This window comes from Alteromonas marina (assembly GCF_000808575.1).
Lineage (GTDB): Bacteria > Pseudomonadota > Gammaproteobacteria > Enterobacterales > Alteromonadaceae > Alteromonas > Alteromonas marina_A.
Map to the genome: position 1 here is coordinate 134,776 of NZ_JWLW01000001.1, position 18,385 is coordinate 153,160.

Consider the following 18,385-nt stretch of genomic DNA (forward strand, 5'->3'; position numbering starts at 1 on the left):
ATTCCTACTGCTTGTGTTGTTCAATAAGTTCGATGAAGTGGTCGAATAACGGTGCCGCTTCATGAGGACCTGGGCTGGCTTCAGGGTGACCCTGGAAGCTGAATGCAGGCTTGTCGGTGCGGTGAATACCCTGCAGCGACTTGTCGAACAACGAAATGTGAGTTACTTCTAGGTTATCTGGCAAGCTAGACTCATCAACCGCAAAACCGTGGTTTTGGCTGGTAATCATAACTACATTGCGCTTAAGGTCTTTCACCGGGTGGTTTGCACCATGGTGACCAAACTTCATCTTCACTGTCTTCGCACCACTTGCAATTGCAAGTAGCTGGTGACCAAGACAAATGCCAAATACTGGCGTGCCCGTTTCGACGATAGTTTTAATGGCGGTTACTGCGTAGTCACATGGCTCTGGGTCGCCCGGGCCATTTGACAAAAAGACACCGTCTGGATTCATGGCAAGCACGTCCTCAGCAGGCGTTTGCGCTGGTACTAACGTAACTTTACAACCGCGGTCAGCTAGCATGCGAAGAATATTATTTTTAACACCGTAATCGTAAGCAACAACGTGATATTTGAACTCACTTGGTGTTACGTAGCCTTTGCCTAGTTCCCAACTGCCTTCAGTCCATGTTTTAGGCTCAGTAATGCTTACTACTTTTGCCAAATCCATGCCTTTTAGGCCAGGGAAAGCTTTTGCTTGCGCCAGTGCGCTAGACTCGTCTAATTCATCTAAGCAAATAATGCAGCCGTTTTGTGCACCTTTGTCTCGCAAGATACGCGTTAAGCGACGTGTATCAATATCAGCAATACCCACAACGCCTTTCGCTTTAAGGTATTCAGACAAAGTTTGCTGTTGACGAAAGTTACTAGCAACAAGAGGTAGGTCACGGATGATCAGACCTTTCGACCAGATTTTATCTGCTTCGACGTCTTCTTCATTAGTGCCGGTGTTGCCAATGTGTGGATAAGTAAGGGTGATGAGTTGTTCAGCGTAGGATGGGTCGGTGAGAATTTCTTGATAGCCGGTCATGGAAGTATTAAAAACAACTTCCCCAACGGCGGAGCCTATAGCGCCTATCGCCGTACCTTTAAAAACAGAACCATCCTCTAACACCAAAAGGGCAGAATTAGCCAAGTCAACCTCCAGATTAAGGATAACTATGTGTTTGTGCAGTTTTCTGCACAAACCCCACAAAAAACGGGAGTTATTGATAACAATACATCCCGCTTTACGATCTTTGCAGCTAATAAAACCGCACTCTTCAGCCGTTTTAGCGGCCTCAGAATACGAAATTCTGGCAAATTCCGGCGAGTATACATCACTGACCGAAAATGGCAAATTTATTTGTAATAATTTACTAAAATAACGCTTTTACCACCTTTTTTGCGCAGAACCACCGAAAGTGCGGCTTATTGCTCATTTAAAGTGCAACTTTAGTTTAACACTTTAATCACGTCTTAAAGTTTGCGTAAACCCAAACGGTTTCACACCAACATTAATAAACGCTTATAGCTTTAAATCCAGAACATCAACCATGGAGTATAGACCAGGTTGTTTTCCATACAACCACTTTGCTGCATGAACAGCACCTTTTGCGAAAGTTAGACGGCTTGATGCCTTGTGCGTAATCTCTAAGCGTTCGCCAATATCCGCAAATAATGCGGTATGCTCGCCAACGATGTCTCCGGCGCGAACTGTGGCGAAGCCAATAGTACCTTGATCGCGCTCAGGCTCTTTTCCTTCTCTGCCGTAAACAGCACAGGTTTTTAAGTCGCGACCCAACTCATCGGCAATGGCTTCACCAATAGCCATAGCGGTGCCTGAAGGCGCATCTTGTTTAAACCTGTGATGCGCTTCGGTAATTTCTATGTCAGCCGTTTCACCTAATACACTGGCGGCTTGTCGAACTAGCGAAAGCATTAAATTCACGCCCACACTATAATTAGCCGCGAATACAATAGGAATGTGCTTTGCCGCTTCGTTGAGTGCCGCTAACTGTGCATCGTTCAAACCGGTAGTACCGATTACAACAGGCATGTTGTTTTTAACGCACCATGCAAGGTTGCTTTCAATTACCGAAGGCAAAGTAAAGTCAATCATTACATCTGCGTCGTTACCGCTTAAATCGGATAGCGCGGTACAATCAACGTCTTTTTTACCAATCCCGGCAAGCTCTCCTACATTGAGCCCAACCCAAGGTGAGTCATCACGTACCGTCGCTACGCTCAGTTCTGCATCTTCACTTAAATCCAATGCTTCGACCAGCACGCGTCCCATACGCCCATTGGCGCCAAATAATCCTACTTTCATTTTAAGCTTTACACTTTTATTAACCTTCAACTATCGGGCATTTTGCCAAATGCCGTCACTATTGCAATGTGAGATTCATATTAAATAGGCATAACAAGGAATCGGTAAGATTTAACTACTACCAATCTGCATAGTTCTTTGCCAAAACTTCAGCCTCGGATGTAAAAAAAAATTCAGTACACGATGCTTAGGACATGTTGAGCTTTACTGCGCATTTTTGATGCAGAGATCAACATGTCCTAATTGCAACACTAAGACAAACAGAGGTTTTCTGCCGTTGGGCCTACTTGTTTTATAGAGTAAGTTAAGCGACGCTATGGCAATTAACAGATGACCGAGTACTTATTCGTCACCGCTGAACGGCAAGTGTGGATAAGTCAGAATACAACCCAACTAAATTTACTATGCAAAAAACTCTTATATGGGATATTCCCACCCGGCTTTTTCACTGGCTTATTGTAGCGAGCCTTTTAGCGCAATACGCCACGGTTGAATGGCTTGAAAACAAGGTCCAGTGGCACTTCTATATAGGGTATTTCACCTTGTTTCTCGTTGTTTTCCGTCTTCTGTGGGGAATAGTTGGCACACAACACGCAAAATTCAGTAGCTTTGTAACCGGCCCTAAAGCCGTTTTGAACTATGTGAAAACACTATTTAGCAGACATTCTGAGCCTGCTGTGGGGCACAATCCATTAGGTGGCTGGTTTGTCATTGTTATGCTTGTACTCGTGGCCATACAAGCCATATCAGGGTTGTTTATGACTGACGATATTTTCTTAGACGGGCCCTATCGCCAGTTAGCCAATGAAGATACATTAGCACTAATGAACAGCCTTCATCATTTCGCTTTTGACGTGCTTCTTTATGTTATCGCATTGCACATAGGCGCAGTTGTTTTTTACAGCGTATATAAAAAGCAAAAATTGGTTCCCGCCATGGTGCACGGCAAAAAAATGTCAAAAACTGCTGGCATCGCTGACTCTCGGCTGTTGCGCGCACTAATTGTTGCGCTTATCTGTGCAGCTGTCGTTTATGTAGCAATTGAAGTATACCCGCCAACTCCACAGGTGGATGAATATTACTATTAAGTAAAAAGTACTTTATTCCCAATTCGCTCAACACAGCTCAATTAGAGGTGTAGTTTGACGCTTATCTCTTAACAAGACTAGGGGCCAAACGCCCCTAGTCTTGTTAAGGAAAGTGTCAGTCCCCTTTATTATTGACGTTAGACTTTTACATCAAACTGTACTTGTCTCATTGACTAAGCCTTTTTCCCGCATTATCGACTCTATTTCTTTTACGCTTGATGGGTCGTCAATCGTCGAAGGAACAGCAACAGACTCATTGGCTGCAATTTGACGCAGTAGTTTTCGAAGTATTTTCCCTGAACGGGTTTTAGGCAAACGGTTAACCACGATCGCTCGTTTAAAACAGGCTACTGGCCCAATTTTGTCGCGAACGCGCTGAACGAGATCTTGTTCAAGCGCTTTTTCATCAATATTAACGCCATCTTTGAGTAGCACAAGACCAACGGGTAATTGCCCTTTCAGTGCATCGTTAACGCCTATAACACTGCATTCTGCAATGGCCGGGTGCGCTGCAAGCACTTCTTCCATTTCACCAGTAGACAAACGATGGCCTGCGACATTTATGACATCGTCGGTACGGCCCATAATATATACATAACCCGCTTCATCTACGTATCCGTTATCTCCCGTGCTGTAGTACCCGTCGAACTCTCGCAGGTAGCCATCGACAAACCGCTGATGATCTTGCCAAATCGTAGTTAAGCAACCCGGGGGGAGTGGTAATTTGATAGCAATAGCGCCTTTTTCACCTATTGCTTGTTGTGTATTGGCACTATTCAGCACCTTAACGTTAAATCCGGGCGTCGGAACACTTGATGAACCAGGCTTTGTCTCCATCGGTTCAAGCCCCATAGGGTTTGAACAAATAGGCCAGCCAGTTTCGGTTTGCCACCAGTGATCGATAACGGGCACACCTACTTTCTCGCTAGCCCAGTAATAAGTTGGAGGGTCAAGTCGCTCACCTGCCATAAATAAAGTGCGCAAACTCGACGTGTCATATTTGGATAGAAACGCTGCGTCCGGATCCGCTTTTCGAATTGCCCGGAACGCTGTAGGTGCGGCGAAAAGTACATTTATCTTGTGCGATTCTATCATCCTCCAAAATGCGCCCGCATCAGGGGTGCCAATCGGTTTACCTTCGTACAGTACGGTTGTAGCGCCTTTGATAAGGGGCGCGTAGACAATATATGAATGACCCACTACCCAACCCACATCGGAGGCCGCCCAAAAGACATCGTCCTCGTCTATCCCGTAAACGGCACCCATTGAGTAGTGCAGCGCAACGGCATGGCCTCCGTTATCTCGAACCACACCTTTGGGCTTACCTGTGGTGCCCGATGTATAAAGAACATATAAAGGGTCTGTAGCGTCAACACTAACAGGAGGAGCTGGCTCGCTTGCATTAACTAGGGCGTTCCAATCGTAATCCATATTTTCATTTAATTCAGCGGTGAGTTGTTCCCTTTGAAACAACACGCACGCCTGCGGTTTGTGTTCAGCTAATTCAATCGCTTCTTCAACAAGTGGCTTATAAGGTAGTACTTTACTACCCTCAATACCGCATGATGCAGTAACGATAGCAACTGGCTTCGCGTCGTCTATTCGTACAGCGAGTTCATTTGCAGCAAAGCCGCCAAAGACAACAGAATGCACTGCACCTAGACGAGCACAAGCTAGCATTGCTATCGCAGCTTGAGGGATCATTGGCATATAAATAATTACGCGATCACCTTTTTTAACACCTAGGCGAGACAAACCTCCGGCAAACTGTGCAACATCGGTAAGTAGTTCGTTGTAAGTAAAATGCTGGGTAGTTTGCGTAACAGGTGAGTCGTAAATAAGTGCGGTTTTATCACCACGGCCATTGTTGACGTGGTGATCGAGTGCCAAATAACTGGTATTGAGCTGTCCACCTTTAAACCATTCAAAGTAACCATTATCCGTTTTCTGACATCCCTTTAGAGGAGGCGTGAACCACGCTATCTTGCGTGCTTGCTTTAACCAAAACTCGTCGGGGTGGTGAGTAGAAGCAATATATTCTTTTTTATAAGTCATAACCATGTCCTGAGTAGGGTTTATAAATACCCTACTTCAGTTTAATCAGGCCTGCTTATAAGACTTATGGCGCATACTGCGTAACAATTTGATTTACATATAGTTAAACATTTTAAAACAACAACGTTCTAACGTTCTATCTTAGAAAAACAGCCCTGAACCTTGGTGAGCCTTGCTCTCATATAATTAGCTTTTCCCTTACAACGGGTGTTGTAATTCACAAATTTTACCTCGCCACTCATCTACACTCATTGGTTTATCAAGGTAATACCCCTGAAACGCGCTACATCCACAAGCTTTAGCCTCGTTTAACTGCCCCGTAGTTTCAACTCCTTCTGCTACAGTATCGAGTTCTAAAGCCTTTGCCATGTTGCAAATATTAGTCACCATTACTTTTTTTTCTTTACGCCCTTCTATAGCTTCGATAAAAACTTTATCAACCTTGAGTTCGTTTATGGGAAGGTCTTGTAAATAATTCAGGTTTGAGTCACCAATACCAAAATCGTCGATAGACAAACAGAAGCCTTGCTGTGCTAAATCTCTAACTCGGCGCTGTATTATGCTGACGCCTTTAATCAAGGCCGCTTCAGTCAACTCTAACGTTAAACACTTGTGTTCCACTCTCCACCTATTAACTATTGCTACAAACTTGCTGACAAAGTCAGCCCGTGCCAAATGCTTCGCACTTATATTTATCGATAGTTTGGTGTTAATATTTTTAGTCTGACATTCGCTTAACAATTTACAGGCTTCATTACACACCCATAGCCCGATGTCGGCGATAGATTCATTTTGTTCAGCAATCGGAATAAATTCTAAAGGCGTGACAATACCAAGATGTGGGTGATTCCATCTTAGCAATACTTCTGAGCTTACAAGGCTTCCTGCGCCGTTATATTGAGGCTGAAGCTCTATAAATAATTCATTATTAGCGGTCGCTCTGCCTAGGGATTGCTGTATATAGTTATATCGGTCTATGTCGCTTGCACTGAAATGCGAATAAAGGTGTTCTTTCTCTTCATCTAAATAAGTACTGCGTTTTTTATCAGGCTTTCTCGATAAAAATTCTTTTACTTTTTTCAATGAAAAATACTTAGAAGGTATAGCGCAGCTAACTGTTTGTGTTTCTATTGCCAATGCACTGTTATGTAGAGTAATGGGAACTAAAACATTTTCACGGAGAAAGTTAACACACTTCTCAGCTGCACTTTTTGCGTCATTGTCATCTTTTAAACAAGTACAAAGGTGAAGAACAAAGTCTTTGCGATCATATTTAAATACACTGACATTTAATTGCTTTGTTACATCAAAGGCACGCACAAACCGACTAGCCATAATACGTAGGATGTAATCGACAGTTGGCTCTCCAAACGCATCTTCATATTCTTTAATGTTAACAATACTGACCTTGATGAAAACAGAGAGGGCTTTTTCGGCGGAATAATTAGCACTGCTTTCACTAAGATAACGCTCGAGGTAATGCAAATTAGGCAACCCTGTTAACGGTTCAAAAAACGCTAATTGCTTAAAGCGTTCGACTTCGGTAAGTAGGTGCGAAACTTTACGAATGCTTACTACCACCAAATCTTGTGGGCCTACTGAGCATGACTTCAAATTCACATCACATGCTATTCGTTTGCCGTTTTTGTGACGCAAACATTCGCTAATCATTCCAACTTTAATACATTGTTTTACCCCAGAATCTAAATTAAATAGATATGAAGTCGCGCCGACATTTTGAATTTTTGTCGCAATGAGTTTAATGTCTTGACCAATTAATTCTTCTGGCTCAAAGCCTAGAAGAGAAGTTACATTTTCATTAGCAGTTAAAATAGTGCCATTTTTGTCGACGCTAAGTACGGCACTATCAATACTATTTAATAGGTTAGTGAGATAGTCAGTGTAGCTATGTTGAGAATCAGAAAGCCGTTGAGTTTCGGTTTCATCCTGAACTACACCGTAGAGACGGGTAAGTTTTAGCGCTGAGTTTACTTGACGTTCAACCTGTAAAAATACAATTAACTTAATATTTTTTCTTCGCCCTTGTTTATCAGTAATATCGAAATATTTTTCAAATTGCCTCTTTCCCCTTATTGCTCTGAGCACTTTCAGCTTTAGGTCATCTAAATCGTGATTAGAAATCACATCAAGGACATCTTGTAAGTTAATGCTTTTCGAGTACACCAGTCCCAATAAGCTTTTTATGATTTCCGTCGAGGAAAAAGCGCCTGAAAATCTATCTATTTGCCACGCCCCAACTTTCGAAATAGCACTGACTTCTTCTAATAACGATAGCTGCTCTGACAGCTTATCTGAATATGGATGTCTAGCTAGTTCGTAAAGATAGTTTATTTCCACTCTTTGACGCAGAATATCAACATAAGCATGTTGCTGTGCAGTGAGGTTACTATGCAGAACAAACGTGAAAACAACGCCCACCACTTCATTTTGCATATCTTTAATCGTGGCTAGAACAACATAATGTTCGCGAAAACGCTCAAGTGGTTGAGGTAATGTGAAATCTCTAGCTGGTAGAGGCGCACTTAGTGGTGTAAGGGGTAGCATGAGTAATGCGTGCGATGGGAAAACGATATGAGTTGACTCAATGGCCAAATGTTCGTTGTCGCTTACAATAACTGTTGCTCGACCACTGCTTGGGTTTACTGAAGCCAGTAATATACACAATGACTCTGTATTATTCCTGCTTTCAGTCAATAGCGCAGAAATGCTGTACTGCGTTGTGCGCATTGTTGATAACATGCGCTCACTGCGTAGATCCATCAATTCAATCCTTCGAAATAAGTCAATTTCAGCGTAAATGAAGGGGCTCACACCATGCTCAAAGCCAAGCAGTTGATGAGTATTGGCACTTTAACGCCTCGTTATTTTTCAACGGTTACGAATTACCTACGGTAAGAAATATCGTTTAACAACGATAGTAGGTAAAAATTTATGTTGATTATGTTCTATTTATACGTCCGTTGTTCGTATTTAAAAATAGACAAATGCAGTACAAATTTCCAGCAGTTTATTTATGCCGATGTCTGTCTTACTCTTTGAAAGAAAGAGATTGAAATGAAGTAGAGTAGAAGTTGGTTGTATTGAATGGCACTGACGTAAACTCGTTCGGTAGTTAGCAAACCACCAAGTACTTTTTGAAGGGTTTGTGCTGTTGAGGCTCGCTATGGGTTTAGGCTCAACAGCACCTACAGGTTAATCTTTTTTATAATCGTCGTGGCAAGACTTACAGCTTGCACCGATTTTACCGATAGCACCGCGATAGGCACTTTCATCACCAGTTTTAACAGCCGCTTGTAGACCTTGCGCAGCAGTTTTAAGCGCCATTACTTTCTTTTCGACATCTGAGAAATTATCCCAAATTACGTCTTTTGCGCCAGTTTCTACATCGAACTTACGCGTGTCGACAGCGAGATAGTCCCCCATCATATCGGCAAGTTGCTCAAGGCGCACAGCGTTAGTCTGCATTACGCTTTCGTCAAAAGGTAGCGCACCTTTCGCCATACCACCTAATGGCCCCATATTACTGCGCACCAATTGAAAAACTGCTTGGCGATATTGCGTTGCTGCTTTAGCGTGCTTTTCAGAAGAAGCTTCCGTTACTTCAGCTAACGCCGAACCTGAAATCACTGCACCAACGGTTGCTACTGCGATTATCGCTTTATTGAATAGTTTCATGCCTGTTCCCTTTTTTAATTACTGGTTATCTACTTTTACACTTGCAGATATTTTACCTTTTACTTATAGCCTATCGTGACGAATAGTTCGTTTTAGCGCAAGAAATATAACGGTGAATAAACGCTTTCAAGGGATTATCCGCGCGTAATCCTATCTTCAACATATATTCGAATGGAAAAGGGACACCCACTTACTTCACCTTTACAAAGTACAGGTTTGGACAGTCACTTACTCTGCTTTAAAAAAGTGTACTTTCAGAGAGTCAATTTCTACACGACCAGCGTGTAACTCCATTACATATTTTCAAAAGTACAGATTCGGACAGTCACTTAATATTTTCTCATTTACAAAGCAAACCGTACTAACAAATTGCGGGTGCAGAAAAAGAGGTACTAAGATACAAAAAAGCCCTCTAGACGAGGGCTTTTGAAACTTAATAAATACAAGAAACTAGTTAGTTAAGTCGTCAAAGAATTTCTTCACACCATCGAAGAAACCTTGTGCTTTTGGACTGTGCTTGCTTGACGCTTTGCCCATAGACTCTTCAAGTTCCTGCAGTAGCTCTTTTTGGCGAGATGATAAGTTTACTGGTGTTTCAACCACAACCTTACACATTAAGTCGCCCATGGCACCACTGCGCACTGATTTAACGCCTTTGCCGCGTAAACGAAACATTCGGCCAGTCTGCGTTTCAGGGCTGATTTTCAGTTTTACTTTGCCATCAAGAGTTGGTACTTCTAGCTCGCCACCAAGGGCCGCCGTGGTGAAGCTTAGCGGCACTTCACAATACAGGTTATTGCCATCGCGCTTGAAGATGTCATGCTCACGAACATGAACCTGAACGTATAAATCACCTGGAGGTGCACCGTTCTCCCCGGCTTCACCTTCGCCTGATAAACGAATACGATCACCGGTGTCGACACCTGCTGGTATTTTAACGTTAAGGGTCTTGGTCTTTTCTTTACGACCGTGGCCATGACAGCTGTTACACGGGTCCTCAATGATCTTGCCTTTACCTGAACACGTTGGGCAGGTTTGCTGAACAGCGAAGAAGCCCTGGCGCATTTGAACTTGGCCATTACCGTGACAGGTTGGACAGGTTTTAGGTGAAGAGCCTTTCTTCGCACCAGAACCATCACACACATCACATTCAACCAAGGTTGGTACGCGAATATCTACACTCTTGCCACGAACCGCTTCTTCGAGGGTAAGCTCTAAGTTGTAGCGAAGGTCTGAACCTTGACGAGCACGCGACTGACGTCCACCGCGACCACCACCGCCAAAGATATCACCAAATACATCGCCAAAGATATCACCGAAATCGGCACCACCACCGAAGCCACCGCCGCCACGGTTTGGATCAACACCCGCATGGCCATATTGGTCGTATGCTGCACGTTTCTGCGAATCTGACAGAATTTCGTAGGCTTCCTGGATTTCTTTAAACTTGTCTTCCAGGGCTTTATCGCCTTGCGTACGGTCAGGGTGATACTTCATCGCAAGCTTTTTGTACGCCTTTTTAATTTCGCGTTCGCCTGCGCTTTTATCTACCCCGAGTACTTCGTAGTAGTCTCGTTTCGACATATCGTTTACATATCCTACTTTTTGTCGACAAGCATTTTATGCTCATCGAATCTACATCTGACTGTTGTGAAAATAACCTGAACACACATTCAATAAAGCCAAGTCATTTACACAACAAAGGCGCAACAAGAAATTCCTGATGCGCCTGAACTGCTTATACGGCCCGCTATCATGCTAGGTAACGGGCCTGACACAACAGTTTACTTCTTATCGTCGTCTTTCACTTCTTCGAATTCAGCGTCAACAACGTCATCGTCTGCTTTACCAGAAGACGCTTGCTGCTCTGCACCTTCTGCGCCACCAGCTGCTGCTTGTTGAGCTTGCGCCGCTTCCATCAGCTTGCTAGATGCTTGAATAAGCTCTTGCGTTTTCGCTTCGATGTCCGCTTTGTCTTCGCCTTTAACTGCAGTTTCAAGTGCTGAAAGTGCTTCTTCGATCGGCGCTTTGTCTTCTGCACTTAGTGCATCGCCAACTTCTTCAAGCTGTTTGCGTGTGGCGTGAACCATACCGTCAGCTTGGTTGCGCGCTTGAATCAGCTCTTCAAACTTCTTGTCAGCTTCTTTATTCGCTTCCGCGTCAGCTACCATTTTTTCTACTTCTTCATCGCTTAGGCCTGAAGAGGCTTTGATAGTGATCTTCTGCTCTTTACCTGTGTCTTTGTCTTTCGCAGACACGTGTAGGATACCGTCAGCATCAAGGTCGAATGTTACTTCGATTTGCGGCACACCGCGTGCTGCTGGACGAATACCTTCTAGGTTGAACTGACCAAGAGACTTGTTGCCGCTTGATTGCTTACGCTCACCCTGTAGTACGTGTACTGTTACCGCAGACTGGTTGTCTTCAGCAGTTGAGAACGTTTGCGACTTCTTGGTTGGAATTGTCGTGTTTTTCTCGATAAGTACCGTCATTACGCCACCCATTGTCTCGATACCTAGAGACAGAGGTGTAACGTCTAGAAGTAGCACGTCTTTAACGTCACCAGAAAGTACGCCACCTTGAATTGCTGCGCCTACTGCAACTGCTTCATCAGGGTTTACGTCTTTACGTGGCTCTTTGCCAAAGAACTCAGTTACGTACTTCTGTACTAGCGGCATACGTGTTTGACCACCAACTAGGATGATGTCGTTGATGTCGCCTACAGAAAGATCCGAATCAGCTAGTGCCTGCTTAAGCGGCTCAAGTGAATTCTTAACTAGGTCTTCAACCAAAGACTCAAGTTTTGCACGAGTAAGTTTAATAGCTAAGTGCTTAGGACCTGTTGCATCAGCAGTGATGTAAGGCAGGTTAACTTCAGTCTGTTGTGAAGAAGAAAGCTCAATCTTCGCTTTTTCACCGGCTTCTTTAAGACGCTGCATAGCAAGCGGATCTTTACGAAGGTCGATACCTTGGTCTTTCTTAAACTCTTCAACTAGGTAGTTGATAACGCGGTTATCGAAATCTTCACCACCAAGGTGTGTGTCACCGTTGGTTGCTAGTACTTCAAACGTGTGCTCGCCGTCTACTTCATCAATTTCAATGATAGAGATATCGAACGTACCACCACCTAAGTCATATACTGCAACAACGTTGTCGCCTTGCTTTTTGTCCATGCCGTAAGCAAGTGCAGCAGCAGTTGGCTCGTTGATGATACGCTTAACTTCAAGACCTGCGATACGACCCGCATCTTTTGTAGCTTGACGCTGAGAGTCGTTAAAGTAAGCAGGAACAGTAATAACTGCACCAGTTACTTCTTCGCCAAGATAGTCTTCAGCAGTCTTCTTCATTTTCTTAAGTACTTCAGCAGAAATCTGCGGTGGCGCCATTTTCTCGCCTTTCGCTTCTACCCATGCATCACCGTTATCAGCACCTACAATTTTGAAAGGCATGATGTCGATGTCGCGCTGTACTTCTTTATCTTGGAAGCGACGACCAATTAGACGCTTGATTGCGAATAAAGTGTTTTCAGGGTTTGTTACCGCCTGACGCTTCGCCGATTGACCTACAAGTGTTTCACCATCGTTTGTGTAAGCGATGATTGAAGGTGTTGTACGATCGCCTTCCGCGTTTTCAATTACGCGAGGTTTGTCGCCGTCTAGAACTGCGACACATGAATTCGTTGTACCTAAGTCGATACCAATGATTCTACCCATTTCGTGTCTCCGAAAAAGTTTCTTAATTCTGTACTTTTAGTGGGGTTATTCCCCGACCTTTTCAATAGATGTCAGTAAAAAAACTGACATTTTTGTGTGTTTATCGCAAAAAGCGTGACTTACGCTTGCGTGTCCACACCACCACTTGGCGCACGCGATACCATAACCATGGCTGGGCGTAACAAGCGGCCGTTAATTTGATAACCTTTTTGCATAACCGCCATCACCGTATTTGGCTCGTGGTCTGCACTTTCTTGCATAGACATTGCCTGATGCAAGTCAGGGTTGAAGGTTTCGCCCTGCGGATCAATAAGGCTTAATCCAAATTTCTCAATAGTGCTTAAGAAAGTTTTGTGGGTCATTTCCACACCTTCTAAAAGCGGCTTAACCGCTTCATTGTCAGCATCGGTCATTTCGATAGCACGTTCTAAGTTGTCGATAACCGGTAGCAACTCACCAGCGAAGCGTTCAAGGGCAAATTTACGCGCCTTTTCTACTTCACCTTCAGCACGACGACGTGCGTTGTCAGCATCTGCACGCGCGCGAAGCACACCATCTTGCTGTTCTTTAATGGTTGCTTGCGCCTCAGAAAGCGCTGTTTCTAGCTCATAAATGCGTTGTGCATTTTCATCAAGCTCTACGCCTTCTGTTTCTTGCGCTTCAACTTGCGCTTCTTCAGCATTTTGAACAGTTTGATCAACTGTATTTTCTTGTTCTGCCTGCACGTCGCGATTATCGCTCATGCCTACCTCCAAACGTTTTTCTTAATTAGGCATTGCCCAACAATGATAAAATTATTGGGAATAAGTCTGTTGCGCTTAGTTATGGGGCTTGATTTAAGGTGTTCAAGGGTATCCACAATATTTTTGTGGATGTAATGCTAAAAAATTTATAAGAAGGGAAATGAGACTAACGTACTCATGGTAATTCGCTAACGCCAAGCTCAACCTAGGTATATTAACTCCGGCTCAAATGCGGTTCATATCAACCCGCCATTAAACCTATTACTTGCCCAGAGAGCTACAATATTTACTGCCCTGTTCCATGAACCTGTGACGAGTGTAAAAACCGTGTTAATGTAATTTCCAGAGAAAAGCGCACTACTTCCATTTCAACTCATCGAGCGCTACGACACGGAATATCTATGCTAAGTATTTGGACGGTTGGCATTATTGTTGGTTTTTACCTCCTCGCACTTTTCGCTTTAGCATTTTGGGGCGATAAGCGTTTACGTGACAATCAGCAACATCCAATACTGTACAGTCTTGGATTGGGGGTGCATTGTACATCTTGGGCATTTTTCGGTACTACCTCGCAAGCAGCACAATATGGCTGGGCAGTTATCCCTACTTATTTAGGGATTATGCTGACTATGGCATTTGCGTTTCCTGTCGTGCTTCATATAAGCAGACTGTGTCAACAACACAACATCAGCTCTTTAGCAGACCTCATCTCACTTAAGTATCAGCACTCCCACTTGATTGCTGCACTTATCACTTTACTGTGTTTTTTCGGTGTAGTGCCTTACATCGCCCTGCAGTTAGACGCCATTACGAAATCAATAAATTTGTTGACTGACGACGCGCATACAAGCACGCCATGGTTAAGTATCTACGTAGCTATCTTGCTCGCATTATTTGCCATTATCTTCGGTACCCGTACACTCAACTTGACCGACAAACACCCCGGTCTGCTACTTACTATAGCGTTTGAATCGGTTATAAAGCTTGTTGCCCTGTGCGCTGTAGGTGTTTACGTTTGCTTTTATCTGTTCGATGGCGTGTTGGATTTGGTGTCTAACGCCGCTTCAAATGCGAGTGCTCGAGAAGTCATTTATGCTGATAGCGCCCCCTGGGTTTATGTCTCTCATGTTGTTTTGGGCGTTTGCTCTATGTTCGTTTTGCCACGACAGTTTCATATGAACTTCGTTGAGCAGAACGGTGAGGGGGAGCTTAGAACAGCAAGGTGGCTATTTCCCCTCTATTTATTTGGCATGACCCTTTTTATTATTCCTATTGCACTGGCAGGAAAAATGCTGTTGCCAGTGGATACGAGCTCTGATGCGTATGTGCTTGCCCTACCTTTACATGCTGAAAATATCGCGCTATCGTCATTTGCTTTCATAGGAGGTCTTTCTGCAACCACCAGCATGGTGATTGTTGCAACCTTGGCGCTGGGAATAATGATCTCGAACAATGTTGTCACGCCACTTTGGCTAAAAGCGCGACTAAAGACTTCGCCCAATCGTTCAATGCAGCCAAACAAAATACTGTCTATACGTCGTATTACCGTTGTGGTCGTACTGAGTATTGCGCTCTGGTATCACTTGAATATCAGTCAGGCTGCACCTTTGGTTAAAAGCGGCGTTATTGCCATTGCATTGTTAGCTCAGTGCATGCCTTCACTCATGTTTGGTCTTTACTGGTCGAAAAGCAACAAAGCTGCAGCTATTTACGCCTTGTTGGTAGGGTTCACATGTTGGGCAGCATTCCTCCTCTACCCAAGCTTACTGTCGAGTTATTATTTCAACCCTGCACCCACTGACCAAGCGCTTGGTTTGGGCTTTGCCTTTTCCTTATTGGCCAATTGCCTAACATTCGTCACGGTTGCATTGATTACATCAAGACGTGGCACTAAACCAAATAATACGCTCCCCACAGATCACGACACACCTCGTTTACCGGTAAAAGTAAGGGACTTAATTGCACTCACCGAACGTGTACTCGAAAGTGCCACGCACTCTCAACTTGTTAAGCAGCTATCAGTTGATGTCAATCGCGCCGCTAGCAGTGGTTATGCCAGTCAGGCGCTTATCGACAGGGTAAATAAGTTGCTTGCCGCACAAGTAGGAGCACCGAGTGCTCGTATATTACTGGGTGCCATCGCAGATACAGGCAACAATAGCTTTCCAGAACTGGTTGACTGGGTGGAAGAAGCTTCTCAGTCATTTCAATTTAACCACGAGGTACTTCAATCGTCAGTGCAAAACATTGAGCAAGGTATAAGTGTACTTGATGAAAAACTACAATTGCTAGCCTGGAATGACAGATATACAGAGCTCTTCGCCTATCCTAAGGGATTTCTTAAAGCGGGCATGCCCATTACTGAAATACTCAGCTATAACGCCAAGCGCGGTTTATTTAGTTCCTTTAACATAGAGTCAGAACCTTTCACTATTCAGACTGAAATTAATAAACGCGTTAATTTTATGTTGGATGGTAGTCGCCATAAATTCATCAGAAAACAAACTAATGGAAAAGTAATAGAATTAAATGGCGCTCCGCTGCCTGGTGGTGGATATGTGACTACTTACAGTGACATAACAGAATACATAGCGATTCAACGACAGCTCGAAAATTCAAAATTGGAGTTGGAGGAACGGGTAGCTATGCGCACTGCAGAGTTAGAGGAGGCGAAACGTCAGGCAGTGCTGGCAAATGAAAGTAAAACAAAATTTCTCGCAGCTGCCGGCCATGACTTAATGCAGCCTTTCAATGCGGCGGCGCTTTTTGCCTCGATGCTCAGTAAGAAAACCCAAGGCGGTGAATTAGCAGATCTGTCTAAGGGAGTCGTCAACTCGCTTGATAGTGCCCAGAGTATACTTACAATGTTACTGGACATGACCAAGCTAGACGCTGGTGTGTTAAAAGTTCAACAAAGCGTTTTTCCTTTAAATGAAATCTTATCTTCATTGGCTCAAGAATTTAGCATCATTGCTGAGCAAAAAGGCATCAAACTTAGCTACTTACCTTCAAGTTTATTTGTATATAGCGACAAAAATTTACTGAGAAGAGTAGTACAAAATTTACTGTCCAACGCAGTTCGCTATACATCAACAGGAAAAATAGTACTCGGTGTAAGAAGAGGAGCTTGTTCAAACGAAAACATTGAAAAGTCTGAGAAGATAAGAATAGTAGTCTGTGATACCGGTAATGGCATCGCCGCCGATGAGCAACAAAACATTTTTGGTGAATTCCATCAGTTAGATAACCCAAATAGCAGTGAAGGCATCGGTTTAGGTTTAACAATAGTCGAACGGATATGTCGCTTGTTGGGTCATCGAATATCACTGGAATCAACGCTTGGGAGAGGTAGCTGTTTCTCTATTCATCTAGATTTAGCGCATACATCCAAGCCATACAATCACCAAAATATTGCCCATACCTCACCTTTTCAGCTGTCAAAACAATCTGAAGCGAATGTAAATTCGCCTTCAGCTTTTTTACTTGGCCGCTCTATATTACTCATAGAAAATGATGCTCAAGTCGCAGCAGCAATGCGTTCGTTACTAGGAGATTGGGGAGCTGATGTCCACTGGGTCAAAGGACTGCGGGATACACTCCCCTCTAGAAAAAACTTTGACGTACTGATTGCAGACTATCACCTAAATGCAGGTGAGAAAGGCATTGAGTGCGCAGACCTACTTACTCAAAACGGCTTTTCGTTCCATTTCACGCTACTCATAACAGCTAATCGAAGTCATAAAGTAAGGGAAGAAGCGGCTTCACTAGGTATGGCTTACTTACCGAAACCTGTAAAGCCGCTCGCGCTGAAGCGTCTATTGAAACAAGGCCTTAAAAATTAACTACTCTGGCAATCCAATATGCATCTTCGCGGTGCTATATTCCAGAGTAATAACGAAGTCTTTTAACAGGTCGTAACCAATGAGTCCAACCACTTTCTTACCACCGAGTCTGCTTCCTAACTCTTTGTATTGGCTTTCTATGTGTGTCTTTTGACCTTCACTTGGAAAACTCACTTTAACATCACTGATTTCGTACGGCCCAAATTTTACAGTGTCAGCTGTTGCAAACTCATTAATACCAGAACCGTTTACTCCGAAAGATTCCGACGCCGCCTCAACTTTATCTAATAGACCAACTCTAGACGCTACTTTTCTGTCAACAAACAGTGATCCCGAATTACCTGTATCAATAAGAAGCCAATGTGCTTTACCGTTAATTTCAATTTCCGCAATAGGCATACCACTCCCCTGCTGGACCACAGTGCGAACATTAGCCACATCGTACATATTTACGCTGTCTCTAGTTATCAGTCTCATTTTTTTGTTGGGGTAGTCTAATTGAACAATGAAGTTTTGAAAAAAGCTTGCCCCTAAAAGCAGCCCGTTTGAATGATGGCCTAGGTTTCCTTCAACCAAGCTATCGAGTTCGAAATCTGAGCCAAATATATTCACTTTCACATTATTAAATGTGCTTCGCTTCTCAATTTTATATACCCCCTGAATCTTGACCGCTCTTCCGCCGTCTAACTCAAGGTCATGTTTTCCAATGAACGCTTTATTAATACTGTTTATCTGCGCGCCGGAATCGAGCATAACGCGAGACTCTATACCTTCTATGGTTACAGGTAAAAATACGTGGCCTCTGTCGAGTGTAAAGTCAGTCCAGTGAGTAGCTGCAGCGCGGCAAAAGAGAGGGAGAAATAAAGATAGTAATAATGCAGAACGCTTCATAAAAGTCCTTTTTATTAAATATAATTTTTGTTTTTGAATGTTCGAC

Annotated in this window: 11 protein-coding genes; 2 read left to right on the plus strand and 9 right to left on the minus strand. The window is 43.6% G+C overall.

Going from position 1 to position 18,385, the window contains the following annotated elements; all coding sequences use genetic code 11:
• Positions 1 to 4 precede the first annotated feature (4 nt).
• The gene (carA, locus tag RJ41_RS00615; protein ID WP_039216315.1) at positions 5 to 1,135 is read right to left on the minus strand and encodes a glutamine-hydrolyzing carbamoyl-phosphate synthase small subunit; all 1,131 of its coding nucleotides are present in this window, start codon (positions 1,133 to 1,135) and stop codon (positions 5 to 7) included.
• A 372-nt stretch (positions 1,136 to 1,507) separates the two neighbouring features.
• A complete protein-coding gene (gene dapB / locus RJ41_RS00620; RefSeq protein WP_039216262.1) occupies positions 1,508 to 2,311 on the minus strand; it encodes a 4-hydroxy-tetrahydrodipicolinate reductase in 804 nt (267 codons plus the stop codon).
• A 404-nt stretch (positions 2,312 to 2,715) separates the two neighbouring features.
• Between dapB and RJ41_RS00625 the strand changes: the two genes are divergently transcribed.
• Positions 2,716 to 3,399: a cytochrome b/b6 domain-containing protein gene (locus tag RJ41_RS00625; RefSeq protein WP_039216316.1), complete on the plus strand. Its 684-nt coding sequence runs from the start codon at positions 2,716 to 2,718 to the stop codon at positions 3,397 to 3,399.
• Between the two features lie 150 nt (positions 3,400 to 3,549).
• On the opposite strand, the gene RJ41_RS00630 is transcribed toward RJ41_RS00625, so the two are convergent.
• The 6 genes from RJ41_RS00630 to grpE form a co-directional block, all read right to left on the minus strand.
• Positions 3,550 to 5,454: a propionyl-CoA synthetase gene (locus RJ41_RS00630; RefSeq protein ID WP_039216263.1), complete on the minus strand. Its 1,905-nt coding sequence runs from the start codon at positions 5,452 to 5,454 to the stop codon at positions 3,550 to 3,552.
• A gap of 198 nt (positions 5,455 to 5,652) precedes the next feature.
• Positions 5,653 to 7,908, minus strand: a complete 2,256-nt coding sequence (locus RJ41_RS00635; protein ID WP_240485698.1) for a GGDEF domain-containing phosphodiesterase — start codon at positions 7,906 to 7,908, stop codon at positions 5,653 to 5,655.
• 759 nt (positions 7,909 to 8,667) lie between these two features.
• Positions 8,668 to 9,150, minus strand: coding sequence for a c-type cytochrome (locus tag RJ41_RS00640; protein WP_039216265.1), 483 nt, complete (start codon positions 9,148 to 9,150; stop codon positions 8,668 to 8,670).
• A 450-nt stretch (positions 9,151 to 9,600) separates the two neighbouring features.
• Positions 9,601 to 10,734 (minus strand): molecular chaperone DnaJ, encoded by a 1,134-nt coding sequence (gene dnaJ, locus RJ41_RS00645; protein WP_039216266.1) that lies wholly within the window; start codon positions 10,732 to 10,734, stop codon positions 9,601 to 9,603.
• Positions 10,735 to 10,934: 200 nt separating this feature from the next.
• Positions 10,935 to 12,863 carry a molecular chaperone DnaK gene (gene dnaK, locus RJ41_RS00650; protein WP_039216267.1) on the minus strand — a complete coding sequence of 643 codons (1,929 nt, stop codon included), beginning with the start codon at positions 12,861 to 12,863 and terminating at the stop codon, positions 10,935 to 10,937.
• 119 nt (positions 12,864 to 12,982) lie between these two features.
• On the minus strand, positions 12,983 to 13,606 hold the full coding sequence (gene grpE, locus RJ41_RS00655) for a nucleotide exchange factor GrpE (RefSeq protein ID WP_039216268.1): 624 nt from the start codon (positions 13,604 to 13,606) through the stop codon (positions 12,983 to 12,985).
• 401 nt (positions 13,607 to 14,007) lie between these two features.
• Here grpE and RJ41_RS00660 point away from each other — a divergent pair, with 401 nt between their 5' ends.
• On the plus strand, positions 14,008 to 17,448 hold the full coding sequence (locus RJ41_RS00660) for a hybrid sensor histidine kinase/response regulator (protein ID WP_039216269.1): 3,441 nt from the start codon (positions 14,008 to 14,010) through the stop codon (positions 17,446 to 17,448).
• On the opposite strand, the gene RJ41_RS00665 is transcribed toward RJ41_RS00660, so the two are convergent.
• A complete protein-coding gene (locus tag RJ41_RS00665; protein ID WP_039216270.1) occupies positions 17,449 to 18,339 on the minus strand; it encodes an aspartyl protease family protein in 891 nt (296 codons plus the stop codon).
• Between the last annotated feature and the right edge of the window lie 46 nt (positions 18,340 to 18,385).

What these genes read in the sequence shown, in the direction of transcription:
- dapB (WP_039216262.1), bottom strand. Translation starts at nt 2,311, where the DNA reads ATGAAAGTAGGATTATTTGGCGCCAATGGGCGTATGGGACGCGTGCTG.
- RJ41_RS00625 (WP_039216316.1), top strand. Translation starts at nt 2,716, where the DNA reads ATGCAAAAAACTCTTATATGGGATATTCCCACCCGGCTTTTTCACTGG.
- RJ41_RS00630 (WP_039216263.1), bottom strand. Translation starts at nt 5,454, where the DNA reads ATGACTTATAAAAAAGAATATATTGCTTCTACTCACCACCCCGACGAG.
- RJ41_RS00635 (WP_240485698.1), bottom strand. Translation starts at nt 7,908, where the DNA reads ATGCAAAATGAAGTGGTGGGCGTTGTTTTCACGTTTGTTCTGCATAGT.
- RJ41_RS00640 (WP_039216265.1), bottom strand. Translation starts at nt 9,150, where the DNA reads ATGAAACTATTCAATAAAGCGATAATCGCAGTAGCAACCGTTGGTGCA.
- dnaJ (WP_039216266.1), bottom strand. Translation starts at nt 10,734, where the DNA reads ATGTCGAAACGAGACTACTACGAAGTACTCGGGGTAGATAAAAGCGCA.
- dnaK (WP_039216267.1), bottom strand. Translation starts at nt 12,863, where the DNA reads ATGGGTAGAATCATTGGTATCGACTTAGGTACAACGAATTCATGTGTC.
- grpE (WP_039216268.1), bottom strand. Translation starts at nt 13,606, where the DNA reads ATGAGCGATAATCGCGACGTGCAGGCAGAACAAGAAAATACAGTTGAT.
- RJ41_RS00660 (WP_039216269.1), top strand. Translation starts at nt 14,008, where the DNA reads ATGCTAAGTATTTGGACGGTTGGCATTATTGTTGGTTTTTACCTCCTC.
- RJ41_RS00665 (WP_039216270.1), bottom strand. Translation starts at nt 18,339, where the DNA reads ATGAAGCGTTCTGCATTATTACTATCTTTATTTCTCCCTCTCTTTTGC.